The sequence below is a fragment of the Chryseobacterium salipaludis genome (assembly GCF_022968825.1).
GTDB classification, from domain to species: domain Bacteria; phylum Bacteroidota; class Bacteroidia; order Flavobacteriales; family Weeksellaceae; genus Kaistella; species Kaistella salipaludis.
The window spans coordinates 209,903-223,717 of sequence record NZ_JALHKS010000003.1 but is presented as its reverse complement, the minus strand read 5'-3'; the positions used below and the strand labels follow the sequence as shown (position 1 = coordinate 223,717).

Below are 13,815 nucleotides of genomic sequence, written 5' to 3'. Positions count from 1 at the left end.
ACTAGGTAGCGGATTCTTTTAACCGTGCAATGAGCCTGATCAGCATATTCTCAATATGTGTTATTTCCTCTTTAAGAGTATAAGACTCATGATCGCTCAAATAGTCCAGTCTGTCCGCAATTATAATTTGCGTTTCAAACTCAAATGCAGATCCCAGCGCAATTCCCAGGAATTGTACAAACTGTTTGCTAGAATCCCGGCCGGCACCTTCAGCAATATTAGAGGCAATCGAAACTACGCATCTGCGTGACTGCGATGTTAATCCAAAAATCTCCTCGCGCGGAAATGTTTTGGAACACTCATAATAAGTGGTTGCCAGCATAACGGCTTTTTTCCACACTTCCAATTCCCGAAAATTATGCATGAATCAAAAATTTAAACTGTCGACTGTGTATTGCCTATCATTATACTTTTTACATTGTACAAAGTACTGTGTGCACTGTACAAAAATTAATTCCTCAACGGTTTGCCCTTCTGCAGCATATGCTGAATTCTCTCCAGAGTTTTGCGTTCGCCGCAGAGTTGGAGGAAGGTTTCTCGTTCTAGGTTAAGTAGATATTGTTCGCTCACGACGGTGGCTTCGGACAGATTTCCACCTACCATGACATTCGCGAGTTTATCGGCGATAAGCTTGTCGTGTTCCGAGATGTAGTTCCCGGCCAGCATCTGATCGGTACCTACGTAGAACATTCCTAATGCGTCGCGGCCCAGGACCTTAACTTTCTGCTCAATCGGCTGGGTATATCCGTGCTCGGCCAGACTTAAAGCCAGCATTTTCGCCGTTTTAATTTGGTAGTTTTTGTTAACGCTGACAATATCTTTGTGTTCCTGGAGGATTCCCATATCGTAAGCCTCGTAAGCGGAAGTCGCAACTTTGCCCATGGCGATATTCATGAAGGCATCGCGCAGGCGGTTGGTTTTCACGTCATCTTTCTGGAAATCTTGCGAAGTGCGCAGGGTGAGTTCTTTCGTACCGCCACCGCCGGGAATTACGCCTACCCCGGTTTCCACCAGGCCGATATACGTTTCCGCAGCAGCTACCACACGGTCAGCATGCATGGTCATTTCGCAGCCTCCACCGAGCGTCATTCCGTGCGGAGCAACCACCACCGGAATTGAAGAGTAGCGCACGCGCATCATCGATTTCTGGAAGTACGCGATGGCCATATTTAAATCGTCCCAGTCCTGCTCAATGGCCATCATCAGAATCATGGCTAAGTTAGCACCTACCGAGAAATTGGCTCCCTGATTAGCGATCACGAGGCCATCGTATTCTTTTTCGGCCAGATCTATGGCTCGGTTGAGTCCGTCCAGTACCTCGCCGCCCAGAGAATTCATCTTGGAGCGTATTTCGAAATTGATGATACCGTCACCCAAATCCTGGATGGCTGCGCCCGAATTGCTCCAGAGTGTTCTGTTTTTGCGGATATTATCGAGATTAATTATCGATTCCTGTCCCGGAATCGCATGGTAATTCTGATCCTCTTTGCCATAGTATGTGGATTGTCCTTCATCATTCACTTTATAGAAAGAAGGTACTTCTTTCGCCCAGTCCGCGACCTGATAACCGGCTTCCTGCGCCAGTTCGATACCTTTCTGAATTCCGACTGCATCCCAGATTTCAAATGGACCGTTCTCCCAACCAAATCCGGCGCGCATGGCGTCATCTACTTTGTAAATATCATCAGAGATTTCCGGAACTTTATGCGAAATATACGCAAACAAAGCACCCAGAGATTTGCGGTACAGTTCACCGGCTTTATCTTTTCCGGTGATCAGCACTTTGAACCGGTCAATCGGCCGGTCAATATTCTTGGTAAGTTCCAGCGTTGGGAAATTTCCTTTAGGCTGCAACTCATATTCCATCGTATCCAGGTTCAATCCGTGGATTTCTGACTTACCTTCGGCGTTTTTAATTTTTTTATAAAATCCCTGTTGCGTTTTCGAACCCAGCCAGTTGTTGCTGACCATGGTTTCGATATAATCAGGAAGTTTAAAAACATCATTAAAATCATTGGCTTCTGCCTTACTGCCGCGCACGCCCTTGGCAACCATCACCAGTGTGTCCAGTCCGACTACATCCGCCGTTCGGAAAGTAGCGGATTTTGGGCGACCGATAATCGGGCCGGTGAGCTTATCGATATCAGAAACATTAAGTCGCAGATTCTTTACTTCATGCAGCAAATTCATCATGGAGAAAACCCCGATTCGGTTCGCGATAAACGCTGGTGTATCTTTCGCTTCTACTGTGGTCTTGCCCAGGAATTTTGCACCGTATTCCATATAGAATCTAGTCACTTCGGGGTCTGTGTCCGGTGTCGGAATCACTTCCAGCAAGGGCAGGTAGCGAACCGGATTAAAGAAGTGTGTTCCCGCGAAGTACTTTTTAAAATCGTCGCTGCGGCCTTCGGTCAGCAGGTGAATCGGAATTCCCGAGGTGTTGGAGGAAATCAGCGTGCCGGGCTTGCGGAATTGTTCCACCTTCTCGTACACAGATTTTTTAATTTCAATCTTTTCCACCACCACTTCAATGATCCAGTCGGTGTTCTTAATCTTCGGCAGATCATCATCGAAGTTGCCGGTCTGTATTCTGTCTGCAAATTCCGGAGAATAGAGCAGGGCAGGACTGGCCTTTTTCAGCTTAGCCAGATTTTCGTCAGCGATGCGGTTTCGCACAGCTTTGTGTTCTTTGGTGAGCCCTTTTTTCTGCTCAGCTTCAGAAAGTTCAAACGGCACGATGTCCAGCAGCAGCACCTGTACGCCAATGTTGGCAAAGTGCGCCGCGATTCCGGAACCCATTATCCCGGAACCGAGCACCGTGACATGCTTGATTCGTCGTTTCATATTGGTTTTTATTTTAATGGTTTGGTGGCAGCAGATTGCCGCCCTATTATTTCTTGTTATTCAGTTCCTGCGCGATTTTGAGGATATCGCTCATCACTTCCTTAAATATTTCCAGCTTTGCGGGTGCCACACGCTCCGCGACGGTACGGTTGAAGTTCACCACCGCCTCCTTGCTGATGTTTCGGGAGTTCAGTCCTTTCTCGGTAAGCTTAATAATTACTTCACGTTTGTCTGTAGAAGTTTTCTCCTTATATATATAACCGTTGTCTTCCAGCAGTTTAATAATTCGCGTCAGCGAAGTGGGTTCAATTGCCATCTTGGGGCCAAGATTGGTACTGCGCGTTCCTTCCTTTGGATCAATTTTCAACAGGGTTAGCGCCTGGACGGCGGTCGCATCATAATCCTGTGCCAGCTCCGAATACATCTTCGACACGGCCAGCCAGGTAGACTTCAAAATCAGGTCTACATTTTCAACTTTTTCAGGCATAGCTTTTTCCATAACAATTCATTAACTGATGAATTCAAATATAGAAAATATTATGCATGCATAGTATATTTGAAATGTTAATATTTTGTTAATAGTAAGAGGAATGTGTTTTCTTTATATTTTAAGTAAAGAAAATAATGCATTGCAGAGGATAATACATACTTATTTTATTTTATAAAAATATTCTGTTACTGCCTGAAAATTTTTGAACTGCTGAATGTTGTGATGGTTCGTCACAATCCATTGATCATCTTGGAACGTCACACTAAAAGAGGAAAGGTCGGTATTGCAGTTTTTTTGCAGGAAAGAGTAGAGAAGCTGCGCCTCCAATTGTGGCGCGCGAATGGTGGGTTCCTTGAAAAATTGATTCAGATTGAAAACGGTGGCATTCAGCATTTCCTTATGTTCATACAAAATATGCTCAGTATTGCCGGCGCTGAAGCTGCCGTCCTGCAGTAACCAGACTTCATCCGAAAACTCACGCGCGAGCCGCCAGTCGTGCGATGAAAATAAGATACATTTGTTTTGCTCTTTTGCAAGTTGCCGTAACAGCTGCAGAAGCATAATTTTATTATTCTCGTCGAGATGCGTGGTCGGTTCATCGAGAATAATAAGAGCTGCATCCTGGGCAAGTGCACGGCCGATGTATGCTTTTTGCAAATTACCGTCAGACAATTGATACAATGGTTTATCAGCGAGATGTGTTAAACTCAGCCAGTCGATGATATCGTTAACTTCCTGCTTGTCCTGAGTGTTGAGCTGAAAGTAAAAAGGATAATGGATAAATTTTCCCAGCGAAACCAAATCCCGAACCGTCATGTTTGCCGGTATGGGTGCTTTGGAGAAAACAACGGCTGTGGTTTTTGCAATTTCTGTTGTAGATAAAGAAGGGAGTGGTCTGCCAGCCAGTGTAATTTCTCCTTTCATTGGGGCTAACTGTTTAAGCAATGTCCGGATCAGGGTAGTTTTTCCCACGCCATTATTGCCGATCATCAGGCAGATATCTCCTGCGCTCAGTTGGGCCGTAATTCCGGTGATGAGCGGTTGCTTATAGCCGACAGAAACATTTTCCACTTGTAACAATGCATGCTCCATACGCTAATATTTTCTGCTTTTAAGCATCATCGCAAGGATGACCGGAATTCCGAATAAAGAAGTTATGACATTCAGCGGAAACTGAGTCCATTCCGAAACACAGGAAAATAACAGCATAATGGACGCACCCAGCAACATGTTCAGGATCCACTGCTGCCACAGATGGGAGGGATTATAAATCATTCTGGCGAAGTGCGGCACAACAATTCCGATAAAAAGCACCGGCCCGAGAAAAGCGGTCACAGAAGCAGATAAAATGGAAGAAGCGCAGATCACCGATATCTTCAGCGACGATAAATTGACGCCAATCGTTTGCGCATAAGCTTCTCCCAAAGCATTTCCAATCAGGGGCCGAATGGAACGAAAAGCGACCATCAGGCCAATGCAGACCAAAGCAGCCAGCACCCAGAGTTGCTGAGCAGACAACTGGTTATTAGCACCGAAACTCCATAAAACATAATTTTTCAGACTTTGATTTTCTGCATACAGTTGCATAACCGAAACCACTGCACCGGCCAAAGCGGAAACCAGAAATCCGAATATGATCAGGAAAGCGCCATCCTGAAATCTTTTGCTGAGCACTATCAAAACCAGCATCAGCAGTAAGCTGCCGGCAATGGCTGATATGCTTAATAAACTATTTTGCAGGAAAGACGGCAGAATAAAATCCTGTGAAACGAAAATATAAAGCGCCACGCTTAAACTCGCCACCGAAGTAATACCCAGCACGGAGGGTCCTGCCAACGGATTGCGAAAATATTCCTGCAGTAAAAAACCGCTGCTTGGAATAGAAACCCCGGCCAGCAGCATGGCCGCTACACGGTTCATTCGCATGGCGGCCAAAGAAGACTGTTCCGTTTCTGAAAAAAAATCTTTAAAACTTAAAGATAAAAATCCTGTATTAAGGTTGATCAACGCAATGCATGCGATGGCGATCACCAGGATTATTAAAAGAAAACGGAAACTTTTTTCCATAAAAAATGAGCAATTACAACGCAGGGCCCTGCATGCTGGTGATTTTGTCGCTCAGCATTTCTTTACTCATCATCCCCACGGTTTCATCCGTACGGTCGCCCTTGCGAATAAATGTAAAGGGAATTGAATTTCCGTCCCACTTTTTAAAATTAGCCGGGAAAAACTGTGGGGTCAGCGCAGCGCCATCAAGCAATACGGTATTGGCACCAATGCCGTGTTTCTCTGTGAAATTTTTCACCGTTTGGTCCCATTCCTTTTTATCGTCCAGACTCACGAACGTAAATTTCACCGGCTGGCCTTCCAGTTCCTGCATTTTTTCGCGGAAGTGCGGAAGCTCCTTAACACATGGTCCGCACCAAGTTGCAAAGAAATTGGTAACGTACAGTGTATCATTATCTTTGTTTGAAAGCATTTCAGTTGCCTGCTCCGGGGTTACCTCCACCTTGCGGAAAGGGCTCGCCGTTTCTTCAGTAATCACGTGGTCTTCCTGAACTTCAGAGGTCGCTGATTCATCCGTAATTGTCGTATCTTCTTTTTTATTGCACGCGGCCAGTACCAGCAGTGCAGCAGCGCTTGCGAAAAACTTTTTCATTTAATTTTATTAATTTTGAAACGTATGGAAAACGCTTTACCCAAGACCAGGCAGCACACGTTTTATCGGCTAAAATTAACGAAAAAGGTACAGGTAACCAAAAACACCTTTGCGGTGGAACTGGAAATTCCTCAGGAACTGCAAGATGTTTTTGCTTTTCAGGCGGGACAATATGTGACCCTGAAGTTTCTCTGGAATGATATAGAGGTTGAAAAAGATTTTTCCATGACCTCTGCTCCGTACGAAAATAAAATTGCGCTTGGCATAAAAACGTATGAAAGCGGCAGCCCGGCGACCGTTTTAATTAAGAACATTGAGATTGGCGACTTTATTGAAGTTTCAGCACCGCGTGGCCGGTTCACCATTGTGCAGAAGCCCCATGAGTTTCGCACTATTATTGCCTTTGCCGGCGGCATTGGAATTACACCCATCTTAAGTCATGTTAAAGACATCCTGCATCGCGAAAGCCGTACCCGGTTTTTCTTGTTTTATGGTAGCCGGAATAAAGATGAAATTGCCTTCCGCGAAGAATTAGAAGCGTTGCAGCAACAATACGGTGAGCGGTTGGAAGTATATTATTTTCTGTCTCAAGAGCGGGCCGGCAATCTGCTGTTTGAAGGACGCCTGGACCGGCATAAAGTCAACCTTATTATTAATCAGATCTTACAGCTGGATGACACGGATGAAGAAAGCACGATCTGGGATGCGGTGGATGAAGTCCTGATTTGCGGAAAAGGTGAAATGATCCGCGAACTGGCCAATGCCTGTTACCACCATGGTATTCCGAAGCGCAATATTCATTTTGAATTGTTTGAGGAATTTAACGAAGATATTTACCCGGTAGAAAAGGAATTTCCCGTCATTGAAAATATTGATGTGAAGTTCCGGCTGTTCAATCAGGATTACGAAACTACTTTGAAGGATAATAAAATGCGTTTGCTTCAGCAGTTGCTGATTCAGGGTTATCCTGTGCCGTACTCCTGCAAATCCGGCATCTGCGGCAGTTGTATCTGCACTTTATATGAAGGGGAAGTAGAGGTTCTCGAAAATGAATACCTAACTGAAAAAGAAGCCGCCGACGGGAAAATCCTTGCGTGCATGTCGGTGATGATGAGCAAGAATATTTCTGTGAATTTTGATTTACTGCCTGACCTTTGAGAAAGATTCTCGACATATTAAAAATTTTCTTTAATCTGACAGAACTCACACTGTTACTCATGATTCTGGCCAATATCTGGGTATTTGCTTTGACCAACGGCCGTACTTACACCCGTATTTCCAAAATACCACCTCGCGAAACTGCCTTGGTGCTGGGAACTTCGCCCAAAATGAGGTCCGGTATCTCCAATCCATATTTCACAGCCCGAATGGATGCGGCTGCCTTGTTGTACCATCACGGCAAAATCCGGAAAATTATTGTGAGCGGCGAGAAAAGCCAGGGATATGATGAACCTGCCGCGATGAAGAATTATCTCATTTATCAGGAAGGTGTGCCTGAACAAATTATTACCGAAGATCCGCACGGATTTAAAACCCAATCCAGCATCCGAAACTGTCTGGTAAAATATAACCAAAAGGATGTAATTATCGTTTCGCAGGGTTTCCACAACTTGCGCGCGTTGTTTTATGCGCAGAACAGTGGGATGAATGCACTGGGGTTTGATGCGCAGGATGTACTGGCTAATCAGAGTTTTTACCGTAACCAGTCGCGCGAGTTCCTGGCCAGAGTGCAGGCGGTTGTTTTCTATTTATTTAATATAGAAAACCGCGTCTGATTCCTTAAAACTGTCACTCCGCAGAGAGTCGGTTTGCCTTAAAATTATATCTTTGCAAAAACAAAATTTATGCTTGTTATTGGAATTGCCGGCGGTACCGGCTCCGGCAAAACCACGGTGGTGAACAAAATCCTGCAGCAACTCAACACAGAAGGTGTGAATGTGCTGTCGCAGGATAATTATTACCACGATAACCAGCATTTGACCTTGTCTGAGCGTGAAATGCTGAATTATGATCACCCGAAATCCATTGATTTTGAACTGCTTCTGAGCCATGTGAAGGCATTGAAGGAAGGGCAGGTGATTGAGCAGCCTTTGTACTCATTTGTAACACATTCCAGGACCGGTGATCACGTGTTGGTGGAGCCGCGCCGTGTTTTAATAGTGGAGGGAATCCTAGTGCTTTCCAATGCGGAATTATTAAAGGAATATGATTTAAAGGTTTTTGTGCACGCCGACTCCGATGAAAGACTGATCCGCCGGATCCGCCGGGACACACAGGAGCGAGGCCGGGATCTGCAGGAAGTGCTGCACCGCTATCAGACCACCTTAAAACCGATGCACCACGAGTTCATCGAGCCTTCCAAGAATAACGCCGACCTGATTGTTCCTAATATGAAACACAATACGGTGGCCATTGATTTTCTTTCCACTGTAATTAATAATTCCCTGAAAAAAAATGGCTGATCAGGAAGAGCTTATCAAGGATATCCAACCACGTACACAGGCCACCCGTTTTGTGCGGAAATACTTTGTGAACAAGTACTTCATAACGGTTTTTGTGTTCCTGATCTGGATGGTTTTTTTCGACAGTACTTCTTTTCTGGTTATTAATGAACTGAACAGTGAAGTGAAAAAATATGAGCAGCAGCTGGCATACTATAAAAACGAATATGAAAAAAATGATCAGTTCTATAAGAAACTGATGAACAATAAAGACGAAAAGGAAAAGTATGCACGCGAAAATTACTTTATGAAAAAACCGAACGAAGAAATTTTCATCCTTGTCGTAGATAGTGCTGCTTCCGGCAAGAAATAGCAGCATTATATATTAAATTTAATCGCATGTCATTTACACCGAAAAACTTGCAGGACTGGGAAACGCAGGTACAGAAGCAACTCAAGACCGACGATATTTACAGCCAACTTTCCAAGCCCAATCTGGAAGGGGTGAAGGTGCGCCCGTTTTACACGGATGATACAGACCGCTTGCCGGCTTTGCCGCGGATTGAAGAATCTACCCAACTTGTTTGCCGGTACTATGAAGAAGCGGATGAGCAGACCTTCGCTTTTTTGCTGAAAAATAATGTGGAAGGCCTGGAAGAAAAAAGCCTTTATATTGAAAATAAAGAACTTGCAGAACATATATCAGTTTCGAACGGCAATATGTGTTTCTCACTGATAGATGTTTTTTCGGAAGATTCCACCGGGAAAATAGACGAGCAACTGATACGTGAACTTCAGGCAAAACAGTTTGAGCGCGCGATTTGTATTGATACCGCGTTACATCAGAATGCTGGCGCGTCCATTGTCCAGCAACTGGCGATTGCGCTGGCAAAAGTGAAAGACCTGGCCGAAGTGGCCGGTCCGGAAATTTTGAAAGATCTTATATTCAGAGTCGCGGTCGGAAGCAATTACTTTTTTGAGATTGCCAAAATCCGTGCACTGAAATTGCTGTTCAACCAGCTAAGCCGTGAGTTTGGGTTCGATTTATTCCCATATATTTTTGCAGAAGATTCCCTTCGCAACAAATCTAAATTTGATCCGGAAAATAATCTGATCCGCTCTACGCTCGAGGTGGCTGGTGCTATGATTGCCGGTGCCGACGCGGTATATTGCAACGATTATCTTTTGGAGAACCGCACTTCGCTTTCGCAGGAAATTTCCTTTAAGCAGCAGATTGTGTTAGCCTATGAGAGCATCATTAATGTCTTCGAAGATGCAGCCGGCGGTAGCTATCTGGTGGATGATCTCACGCGTCAGTTGGCAGACCAGGCGTGGCAGTTGTTTACAACTTGGGAAGAGAACGGTGGCTATAGTGTTTTGTTAAAAGAAGGTAGTATCCAGAGACAAATTTTTGATCAGGCAGTTGCAGAACAGCAATGGGTCGCAGACGGAAACATAAAACTGATTGGCGTTAATATGTACCCGCAACGTGAGGCAACGCAACCTGTTTCAGAAATGTACGCCGAAGATGCAATCCGTCCTGTGCGCCTGTCCGAGATGTTTGAATAAAAACGTTTTCCGTTGAATCAATTTGTCCTCGCACCTGAAGTACAACAATTCATCTCAGATCATGAACAAGATGAGATAACTGCTGTGTTATTGAAAGGTTCTCCTTTTCCCCAGGTTACCGTGCAGGAACTGGCGCAGCAGATTCAGGGCAGAAAAATCGCGCGGCGCAAATTTCCCTTCCTGCTGAAGGAGCATATTCTGTTTCCTCCACATCTCAACCTTGAGCAATCTTCCTCTCAGGTAACTGCGGAATATAAAGCGGGTCTCATTTCGGGCAATCGCTTTTTGGATCTGACGGCCGGTTTCGGAATCGATGCCTTTTTTATGTCACAGTCTTTCTCCGATGTCACATTGGTAGAACAGAATACGGGATTACTGGATGTTGTTCGGCATAACTGGCAAACGCTCGGTAAAAACGCGACCTTCATCAATAGTCCGCTGCAGGATTTCATTAATACTGAAACAGACTCTTTCGATGTAGTTTTTCTGGACCCCGCGCGCCGTGATGATGCGCAGCGTAAGAAGTTTTTGCTCAGCGATCTTTCGCCGGATATTTTAACTATCAGGGATGAACTGTTGAAACTGGCACCGACGGTTGTTATTAAACTTTCACCTTTAATTGATATTTCTTATCTGCTTTCTGTTTTGGATTGCGTTTCGGATATTCACCTGATCGCCGTGAAAAATGAAATGAAGGAAGTTGTGGTGGTACTTAAAAAAGGCTGGACAGCGGAACCTGTCATCACCTGCGTAAATCTGGAAAGTCAGCAGCCGTCTTTTAATTTTTATGTAAAGGAAGAAATAAGTGCACAGCCTGAAATTTCGGAACCTTTAAACTATTTCTATCTGCCGAATGCAGCAGTACTGAAAGCGGGCGCTTTTAATCTGATATCGGAAAGATTTAAATTAAGAAAACTTCATCCGAACAGTCATTTATACACCTCTGGAAAACATATTCCGGACTTCCCGGGAAGATCCTGGTCTGCCGAATTGATTAAAGCCGGTGAATTAAAGAAGCGTACGCAGTATAACATTATATCGCGGAACCATCCGCTCACACCCGAACAGATCAAGAAAAAGTACGGTTTGCGCGATGGCGGTGACCTGTATCTCATCTTTACGCAATCGGTCGGCGGCAAACAAATTTTGCGTTGTACACCTGTTTGAAGAAATAAGATTGTGAAACAGCGTTATATTTCTTATTTTTGGACCTTTAATATTGATAATTAATCCCGATAACGATATGAAAAAAATTATTCTGGGCGTGGCAGTAGCCGGATTAGCGATGAGTTGCCAAAAAATTCAGGCTGGCGGAAACCAAGGGGTACTGCGCATGGAAGAGGGTGCAGAACACTGGAGTGATGTTGCAAGAAAAGATGCAACACCCACTGAAACTAAAAAAGTAGAAGAACAGGCTGTTGGCGGAATGATGACAGAAGGCAGTGACAACGAGGGGACGCAGCCAGTACAAAGTGATGTGCTCGACAGCGCAGCACAGGAAAAGCAGCAACCTGCATCGACCGAGCCCGCCAAATAATCACTTTTCTAAGCGTTAACAAAGTTTAAATGTCTTGCTTCGGCGGGACATTTTTTTTATTTTTACGAGATTACATTAAAAAAAGAAACAATGCAAGAAACCTTAGCGTATATCCAGGAGAACAAACAGCGGTATGTGGATGAGCTTTTTGAACTGTTGCGCATCGCGTCCATCAGTGCAGATCCGGCTTATAAAGATGAAGTTTTAAAGTGCGCTGACAGTGTCGCCGACTTTTTAAAAAAAGCGGGTGCCGATTCAGTGGAAGTTTGTCCTACCGAAGGGTATCCTGTTGTGTACGGTGAAAAAATGCTTGATCCCAAATTGCCGACTGTACTCGTATATGGCCATTATGATGTGCAGCCACCTGATCCGCTTGATCTTTGGAAAAAGCCGCCGTTCGAGCCTTATATTGAAAAAACCGAACTTCACCCTGAAGGTGCTATTTTCGCGCGTGGTTCGGCAGATGACAAGGGACAGTTCTTTATGCATATCAAAGCGTTTGAAGCGATGATGCAAACTAATACTCTGCCTTGCAACGTGAAATTTATCTTTGAAGGGGAAGAGGAAGTGGGCTCCAAAAGTCTGGAAGGCTTTGTGAAATCCAACCGCGAGAAACTTTCCTGTGATGTGATTCTGATTTCAGATACGCATATTTATTCCAATGAGCAGCCAACGGTTACCACCGGCCTGCGCGGTTTAAGTTATGTGGAAGTGGAAGTAAAAGGTCCGAACCGCGATTTGCATTCCGGTTTGTATGGCGGCGCCGTACCGAATCCTATTCACGTGCTGTCGCGCATGATTGCGAAGCTTATTGATGAAAATGGTCATATTACCATTGATGGTTTTTATGATAATGTGGAAGTCGTTTCTGATGAAGAGCGCGCCGAGATGAATAAACTCAAAGATGATCCGGAGCAATTCAAGAAATCCATCGGTTTGAAAGGAGTGGAAGGAGAGAAAGGATACACTACGCTGGAAAGAACTTCTATCCGTCCGACGCTGGACTGCAACGGAATCTGGGGAGGATACACTGGAGAAGGCGCAAAAACCGTAATCCCTTCAAAGGCGTATGCTAAAATTTCCATGCGTTTGGTCCCGTATCAGACACCTGAGGAAATTACCGAAAAGTTCACTCAATATTTTGAAAAAATAGCGCCGGATAATGTAAAGGTAAAAGTATCTCCACATCACGGAGGAATGCCATACGTATTACCAGGCGACACCAAAGAATTCCAGGCCGCGAAGAAGGCGATGGAACAGGCGTTCGGAAAAGAAGTGCTGCCGTACCGCAGCGGCGGGAGTATTCCGATTACCGCCATGTTCGAGGAAGTATTGGAAGCAAAATCTGTACTGATGGGCTTTGGACTGGATTCAGATGCCATTCATTCACCTAATGAGCATTACGGGCTTTACAATTTCTATAAGGGAATTGAAAGTATTCCGCTCTTCTTCGAAAACTACGCAAAATAATAACGTAACCTGATACACGTCCGGACTTTCATTTCCGGGCGTGTTTTTGTTTTAATTAAATCATATGAAAAATAAAGTAGCTTATATTACAGGCGGTACCAAAGGTATTGGTTTAGGAATCGCTAAAGCGCTGCATGAGCAGGGCGTTAAAGTAGCCATTTCCGGACGCAACCATGAGGAAGCCGTTGCTGCTGTCAGACAAATTTCTGAAGATTCTTCTATGGCGATGGGCCTTGCCTCCGATGTTCGAAATCCTGATGATGAACAAAAGGCAGTACAGGAAATAACAAATCGCTTCGGACAAATTGATTTCGTGATCGCCAACGCCGGTGTCGGGATCTTTAAACCCGTCGATCAACTCTCCGAGGACGATTGGCAGGCCATGATTGATACCAATCTCACCGGTATTTACCGCACCTTGAAAGCCACAGTGGAGGACCTTAAAAAAACACAGGGATATTTCATTACCATTTCCAGTCTGGCGGGGACCAACTTTTTCGAGAACGGTACCGGCTATAATGCCTCAAAATTCGGCGCGGTCGGCTTTACCCAAGCGGCCATGCTCGACCTGAGAAAATATAACATTAAAGTGTCCACCATTATGCCGGGCTCCGTTGCTACGCATTTTAACGGGAATACGCCATCTGAAAAAGACAACTGGAAAATTCAGCCGGAAGACATTGGCCAGCTGGTCGTGGATCTGCTGGAAATGAATCCGCGCGCACTGCCGAGCAAGGTGGAAATCCGTCCGGCACAAACCGGAAAATAACTTTTCAAGGCATAGTAATTCCTAAAAATATTATGC

General features: G+C 44.8%; 15 protein-coding genes. 9 read left to right on the top strand and 6 right to left on the bottom strand.

Features of this window, described 5'->3' with window-relative positions:
• Position 1: 1 nt before the first annotated feature.
• The 6 genes from MVI27_RS06535 to MVI27_RS06510 all read right to left on the bottom strand — a co-directional run bounded on the left by MVI27_RS06535 (position 2) and on the right by MVI27_RS06510 (position 5,993).
• The gene (locus MVI27_RS06535) at positions 2-364 is read right to left on the bottom strand and encodes a four helix bundle protein (protein WP_246960005.1); all 363 of its coding nucleotides are present in this window, start codon (positions 362-364) and stop codon (positions 2-4) included.
• Positions 365-450: 86 nt separating this feature from the next.
• Positions 451-2,844 (bottom strand): 3-hydroxyacyl-CoA dehydrogenase/enoyl-CoA hydratase family protein, encoded by a 2,394-nt coding sequence (locus MVI27_RS06530; protein ID WP_246960004.1) that lies wholly within the window; start codon positions 2,842-2,844, stop codon positions 451-453.
• Positions 2,845-2,890: 46 nt separating this feature from the next.
• Positions 2,891-3,331, bottom strand: a complete 441-nt coding sequence (locus MVI27_RS06525) for a MarR family winged helix-turn-helix transcriptional regulator (RefSeq protein ID WP_246960003.1) — start codon at positions 3,329-3,331, stop codon at positions 2,891-2,893.
• Between the two features lie 162 nt (positions 3,332-3,493).
• Positions 3,494-4,426 carry an ABC transporter ATP-binding protein gene (locus tag MVI27_RS06520; RefSeq protein ID WP_246960002.1) on the bottom strand — a complete coding sequence of 311 codons (933 nt, stop codon included), beginning with the start codon at positions 4,424-4,426 and terminating at the stop codon, positions 3,494-3,496.
• Positions 4,427-4,429: 3 nt separating this feature from the next.
• Positions 4,430-5,401: an iron ABC transporter permease gene (locus MVI27_RS06515; protein ID WP_246960001.1), complete on the bottom strand. Its 972-nt coding sequence runs from the start codon at positions 5,399-5,401 to the stop codon at positions 4,430-4,432.
• 13 nt (positions 5,402-5,414) lie between these two features.
• The gene (locus MVI27_RS06510; protein WP_246960000.1) at positions 5,415-5,993 is read right to left on the bottom strand and encodes a TlpA family protein disulfide reductase; all 579 of its coding nucleotides are present in this window, start codon (positions 5,991-5,993) and stop codon (positions 5,415-5,417) included.
• Between the two features lie 24 nt (positions 5,994-6,017).
• Between MVI27_RS06510 and MVI27_RS06505 the strand changes: the two genes are divergently transcribed.
• From MVI27_RS06505 to MVI27_RS06465, 9 genes are all read left to right on the top strand, one after another.
• The gene (locus MVI27_RS06505) at positions 6,018-7,151 is read left to right on the top strand and encodes a ferredoxin--NADP reductase (protein ID WP_246959999.1); all 1,134 of its coding nucleotides are present in this window, start codon (positions 6,018-6,020) and stop codon (positions 7,149-7,151) included.
• A gap of 59 nt (positions 7,152-7,210) precedes the next feature.
• Entirely contained in the window at positions 7,211-7,768 is a 558-nt protein-coding gene (locus MVI27_RS06500) for a SanA/YdcF family protein (protein ID WP_246960382.1), read from the top strand.
• A gap of 69 nt (positions 7,769-7,837) precedes the next feature.
• The gene (gene udk / locus MVI27_RS06495) at positions 7,838-8,455 is read left to right on the top strand and encodes a uridine kinase (protein WP_246959998.1); all 618 of its coding nucleotides are present in this window, start codon (positions 7,838-7,840) and stop codon (positions 8,453-8,455) included.
• The gene (locus MVI27_RS06490) at positions 8,448-8,807 is read left to right on the top strand and encodes an FtsB family cell division protein (protein WP_246959997.1); all 360 of its coding nucleotides are present in this window, start codon (positions 8,448-8,450) and stop codon (positions 8,805-8,807) included. Before udk ends, MVI27_RS06490 begins: the two co-directional genes overlap by 8 nt.
• Before the next feature lie 26 nt (positions 8,808-8,833).
• Positions 8,834-10,003, top strand: coding sequence for a methylmalonyl-CoA mutase family protein (locus tag MVI27_RS06485; protein ID WP_246959996.1), 1,170 nt, complete (start codon positions 8,834-8,836; stop codon positions 10,001-10,003).
• A 12-nt stretch (positions 10,004-10,015) separates the two neighbouring features.
• Entirely contained in the window at positions 10,016-11,170 is a 1,155-nt protein-coding gene (locus MVI27_RS06480; RefSeq protein ID WP_246959995.1) for a class I SAM-dependent methyltransferase, read from the top strand.
• Between the two features lie 76 nt (positions 11,171-11,246).
• Entirely contained in the window at positions 11,247-11,540 is a 294-nt protein-coding gene (locus MVI27_RS06475; RefSeq protein ID WP_246959994.1) for a hypothetical protein, read from the top strand.
• Between the two features lie 90 nt (positions 11,541-11,630).
• A complete protein-coding gene (locus MVI27_RS06470; RefSeq protein WP_246959993.1) occupies positions 11,631-13,010 on the top strand; it encodes a dipeptidase in 1,380 nt (459 codons plus the stop codon).
• Between the two features lie 64 nt (positions 13,011-13,074).
• A complete protein-coding gene (locus MVI27_RS06465; RefSeq protein WP_246959992.1) occupies positions 13,075-13,779 on the top strand; it encodes an SDR family oxidoreductase in 705 nt (234 codons plus the stop codon).
• Positions 13,780-13,815 lie beyond the last annotated feature (36 nt).